The sequence below is a fragment of the Sulfuricurvum sp. RIFOXYD12_FULL_44_77 genome, assembly GCF_001830725.1.
Classification (GTDB): domain Bacteria; phylum Campylobacterota; class Campylobacteria; order Campylobacterales; family Sulfurimonadaceae; genus Sulfuricurvum; species Sulfuricurvum kujiense_A.
This window is the reverse complement of the sequence record NZ_MIBU01000268.1, coordinates 1-4,793: the sequence shown is the minus strand read 5'-3', so window position 1 is coordinate 4,793 and position 4,793 is coordinate 1. Positions and strand designations below refer to the sequence as shown.

Below are 4,793 nucleotides of genomic sequence, written 5' to 3'. Positions count from 1 at the left end.
CCGTCAATCTCTTCTTCAGAATATCCAAGGGCACGCCACATATCAACCATTAAGATACCGATAGTACCGTCAACATTCAAGATAAGGTTATCTTTTTTCGACGTGGTCAATTTTTCAACTTCAAGAGCAAAATCAAGCAACGGCGTAGCAGGGAAGTGCTCTGCCGCGTATTTTTTCAATCCCGATACACGAAGGTCAGGGTTACGCACCGATTTGATACGGTGACCGATACCAGAGATCGTTTTACCCTCTTTTTTCATGTAATCGATGAACTCTGCCGGAGACATTCCACGATCATTTGCGTATTTGAAATAACGAGCCGCATCATCAATCGCTCCACCGAAGCGTGGTCCAATAGTCAAAAGACCTGTTACGAGTGAACTGATAACGTCTTTCCCTGCACGAGCGGTAACTTTTGCATTGTGTGCACCGGAAACGGCTGGACCGTGATCGGCAACGGTTTTAATAACCGTCTCAAGATAATCGGTTGCCCATTTCGGATAACGTTTTTTGAACCAAAGCAATGAAATAACATCACCGATTCCGAAACCGGTTTCCGGAGTAGCGACTGAGCTGATCGGATAACCCGCATACGTCGCTTCATCACCGCGGTCATCTGAAATCGTACAAATGAACTCTTTTTTACGGCGTACCTTTGGTACTGAGCGCAATTCAGGCTCAACGATTTCGCCGATAGTTCCGGCTGCACGAAGTTTTCCGTACACTTCCGCGATTGTGTGTGGAAGATCGTTGAAGCTTGCTGGTACATAGATACCTGCTGCTGCCATCGCTTCATTTTTAGCGGCTGCCGTCTCTGCATCCGCATTTGCCGAAGCACCTGCGTGACCGAATTGAACACCTGAGCTGAAATGCTTAGCAATCGTACCGATACACCATGCGATGATCGGTTTTTTGATCTTGCCCGCTTTGACTGCTTCGATTACTTTATACTCTTCAGTTCCGCCTACTTCTCCGAGAAGAACCATGTATTTAACTTCAGGGTTGCTCTCCATACGAAGAAGGTTATCAATAAATACCGATCCAACGAAACGGTCTCCACCGATCGCTACACCCTCAGCAATACCGTCAGCATTGATGCTGATGATGTTGGAGAGTTCATTGAACAAACCGCCTGAGCGGGTAACAAGTCCACATGAACCTGCACGGTGAAGTTTAGAGTTGATGATGTTTTCGATGGTTCCGCCGACGTTTGCGATTTTGAATCCGCCCGGAGCGATACCGCCGACGGTAGCCGGTCCGATTACAACGACACCCGCATCACGAGCCGCTTGATTCATTTTACGCGCAAGTCGCTCAGGAATCCCCTCAGCCGTAACCATGATGGTTTTAAATTGCCCTTTAAGAGTAATCGCTTCCATCGTAACATCGTACGCTGTACGAAAAGATCCAAAGTTTAAAAGAACGTCTGCATTTGGGAATGCTGCAGCCGCTTCGATAGTATTACGAAAAACCGGAACCATAATCTCGTCCGGACCATAGAAAAATTTCTCGAATTTGTTCCCTGAAGTTGGAGCAACAATTGCCGCAACGGAAGGTTTTGTGCGATTGATGACATAATCATAATCCAACATACGTTGAATTGCACTTGCATTGTTGTTCCAAAAAATTGCTTGTGTATCTTTTGTAAATAAAGCGCCCATATTTTCTCCTTACTTCTCAAGAGCCATACGTACGATATCCGTAACGTGTGTTTCTGGCCCATAAACTTCGATATAAAGACCTAAACGGTCTGCCGCTTCTTTGATATCTTTGAGACCTTTTTCATAGTTAGGTCCGCCGCGTCGTACATAAATACGTGTATTATGCTCTTTCATCCGATCCGCATAGGTTTCGAACGATTGAATAATCCCTGTAAAGGTTTTCGCAACATCGGTAAAGTTGGCAATAGCCCCCCCGATGATAAGGATTTTATCGCGCCCTTTCGGATCTTTGTGACGTGTCATCAAATCTAAAACCGTGTCCGCGTAAAATTTGGTTTCACCCGTAGTTGGTCCGCCTGAGTATTCACCATAGTTCGCAAGATCCGCAACGTTGCCTGAAAGATCCGCAATGGTATCGGCATACACAACCGATGCACCGCCGCCCGCTACCATCGTCCAGATACGACCCATAGGGTTAAGAATAGTAAGTTTCAATGAAGCACCCGATTTCGAGTCTGCTTCCGCGATCGCTTTTTCTTCCGGAGATTGATCTTCCATTCCAAACGCTGTCGGGAACTCGGCACCGCACCATGATTCACCCATCATAAACCCTGCAGTGTCATCAAGGCGTGCGACAAGGTCAAGAATGTGCATATCGTTACCGATCATAACGATCGGGTTGATTTCAAGGTAGGCAAAGTTCAAATCACGGTAAAATTTATAAAACTGCTCAGCGAATGTAATAAAGCGCTCTTTGTTCTCTGCCGGAATACCTGCAGGGACGTTTGCACGGATCAAATGAGCGATATTGGCATCGTCCATAGTGATAGGAATCGTTACTTCATTAACTTTCTCTTCCCACCCCTCTTCAACTTCCATACCGCCCTCAGCCGATAGATAAAGGACATCGTCTTCACCGACCGTCGTTGCTGAAATATAGTACTCTTGGTCTTGAGAGTGCGGAGTGAACGGCTCAATAATAAAATGAGTTAATGTCCCGTGTTGACCTGAGAGAAGCGTCGTTTCGTGGGAAATTTTTTCATCAATCCATTTTGCGGCTTCTTCAAGGGTAACATCACCCGGTTTATTGGTTTTAAACAATACAAGATCGTTTTTACCACGTTTACCGAAGAGCATATCCGGTTTTGCTACAAGAGCTTCTTGTTTCAACCATTCAAAACCGTGTTTTTCCAATGTTTAGAGAAAATTGCTTTACCGTCGTATTCACGAATCGCTCTTTGAGCCATTGCAACTCCTTCGAATAATCTATTTAACGAAAATTATATCATCTATAGAGAGTTTGAAGGACATCTGGGATGTTTTTCAGGAGAAGAAGATTACTTTTTGTTTACTTTGGTAACATATGTCTCATAAATAGGTGTATTTATGTAACTTATTGTAACCTTTTTGCCATATGGATTAAACTGGCTTTCCAAACGGTACTCATCACACTGAGTGATTTCGTAAAAACGAAGCCGCAATTGCAGTTTCTCAGCCCCTGCATCAACACACTGAATATTTTCATGATGCAATGCGCCCGAGAGTTCTTTAACAACATGCATCGGATAGGAAAAATGGCGTGTTGGCTTGCTCAAAAAACGGTAAAAATAGTGATTAAAGAAAACAGCCAAAACATTAATGATAAGGAGGGCAAATGCACTGTAAAAAAGGATTCGGTAACGTCCGCGAAATTCGCGCAGTCTAATACGATAGGTATGGAAAAAGGTTTGTGCCGCAAGAGGTAACGCCAAAAGCAAAAAGGGGGCAAAAGTTTGCACTTCCACTTTTTGCCGAAATGAAAGGAGCAAAGAGATCATAAAGGCACTCATAGCAATCATCCATATTAAATCCCACTCTTTGGCGATCATACGACGATAAAGGACATAAAAAAGATACAAAAATACGATCGGAGAAAAAATAGCGGTATAAACACCCAATGCATCCAGAAAACGGCTTTCAGGAGAACCGCCGATATGAATTCCGTAGAAACTCAGAGATACGACGAGAGCAACAGTGCCCGAAATGGCATAGAAATACTCTTTTCGGTAAACTCCATACAAGGCAATTGCGAAAAAAAGATAGGCGAATGCGGGGTCAATAGCGATCAAGAAAGGGAGCAATCCTAAGGCGTATCGCCCATAATTCAAATGAAGATACCCAAATAGAAAAAGGGAGACGATCACCAATCCGGCATTATCGACAACCAATGCCGCGCTGGTGACACCCGGTAAAAGAACATAAATGAGGGCAATCCACAAACGATCACTATCGCGCGAAACATAGTGTTTTGAAATAGCATACAGGAGAACTACCGAAAACAGATGCAACACAATCATCGGTACTCTAAGTGCGTAGTCATTCTGTCCGAAAAAATGGAGAGAAGAAGAGATTAAAAATTGTAGAGGGGAAAAGTCACCGTATAAAATCTGTGCTTCGTGATAGCCGATAGAGAGCCCTTGAATCTGTAACAGCAGGATTAAAAAATTAATCCCTATTATTATAGAAAAAAGGACTTTTTCTCTCATAGTTTTAGAAAATTGTTGAGTATCTCATGCCCGAATTCGCTCATAATCGATTCGGGGTGAAACTGAACGCCGTAAATCGGTTTGTCTTTGATCTCCAACGCCATAATTTCATGGTCGTCTTCGCTATACGCCGTCGGAATAATCACATCGGGGAGATTTTCCTGCTCGACAATCAACGAGTGGTAGCGAGTTGCCGTAAACATTTCGGGAAGTTTGTTGAAAATCGGGGTTTCTCCCTGACGTACCATCTTTGAGGTTTTGCCGTGCATCATCCGATTTGCCCGTACAACGTTGCCGCCGAAGGCTTGAGCGATACTTTGATGCCCCAAACATATCCCTAAAATAGGAACTTTATCGGCAAAGTGGCGAATGACCTCAAGGGTTACCCCTGCATCATCGGGAGTTGCAGGTCCCGGAGAGATAATGATTTTTTCAGGGTGGAGTGCTTCGATCTCTTCGACCGTGAGTTCATCGTTACGGATAATTTTCAAATCAGCCCCAAGTTCCAAGCAGTACTGAACAATGTTGTAGGTAAAACTGTCATAGTTATCAATCATTAAAATCATTGCTTTTCCTTACCACGCTTTAATTGTATTATACAAGCTAT

The 4,793-nt window shown here is 43.8% G+C and carries 3 protein-coding genes and 1 pseudogene; all 4 read right to left on the bottom strand.

Annotation, left to right across the window (positions count from 1 at the left end; translation table 11 throughout):
• Positions 1-1,661, bottom strand: a 1,661-nt coding sequence (locus tag A2517_RS09625; RefSeq protein ID WP_294896468.1) for a citrate/2-methylcitrate synthase, incomplete at its 3' end; no start/stop codon positions are given.
• A gap of 9 nt (positions 1,662-1,670) precedes the next feature.
• A pseudogene (locus tag A2517_RS09620) lies at positions 1,671-2,908 on the bottom strand (ATP citrate lyase citrate-binding domain-containing protein).
• A gap of 90 nt (positions 2,909-2,998) precedes the next feature.
• On the bottom strand, positions 2,999-4,186 hold the full coding sequence (locus tag A2517_RS09615) for a hypothetical protein (RefSeq protein WP_294896466.1): 1,188 nt from the start codon (positions 4,184-4,186) through the stop codon (positions 2,999-3,001).
• Positions 4,183-4,752 carry an aminodeoxychorismate/anthranilate synthase component II gene (locus tag A2517_RS09610; protein WP_294896464.1) on the bottom strand — a complete coding sequence of 190 codons (570 nt, stop codon included), beginning with the start codon at positions 4,750-4,752 and terminating at the stop codon, positions 4,183-4,185. The genes A2517_RS09615 and A2517_RS09610 overlap by 4 nt, the downstream gene beginning before the upstream one ends.
• Positions 4,753-4,793 lie beyond the last annotated feature (41 nt).

What these genes read in the sequence shown, in the direction of transcription:
- A2517_RS09615 (WP_294896466.1), bottom strand. Translation starts at nt 4,186, where the DNA reads ATGAGAGAAAAAGTCCTTTTTTCTATAATAATAGGGATTAATTTTTTA.
- A2517_RS09610 (WP_294896464.1), bottom strand. Translation starts at nt 4,752, where the DNA reads ATGATTTTAATGATTGATAACTATGACAGTTTTACCTACAACATTGTT.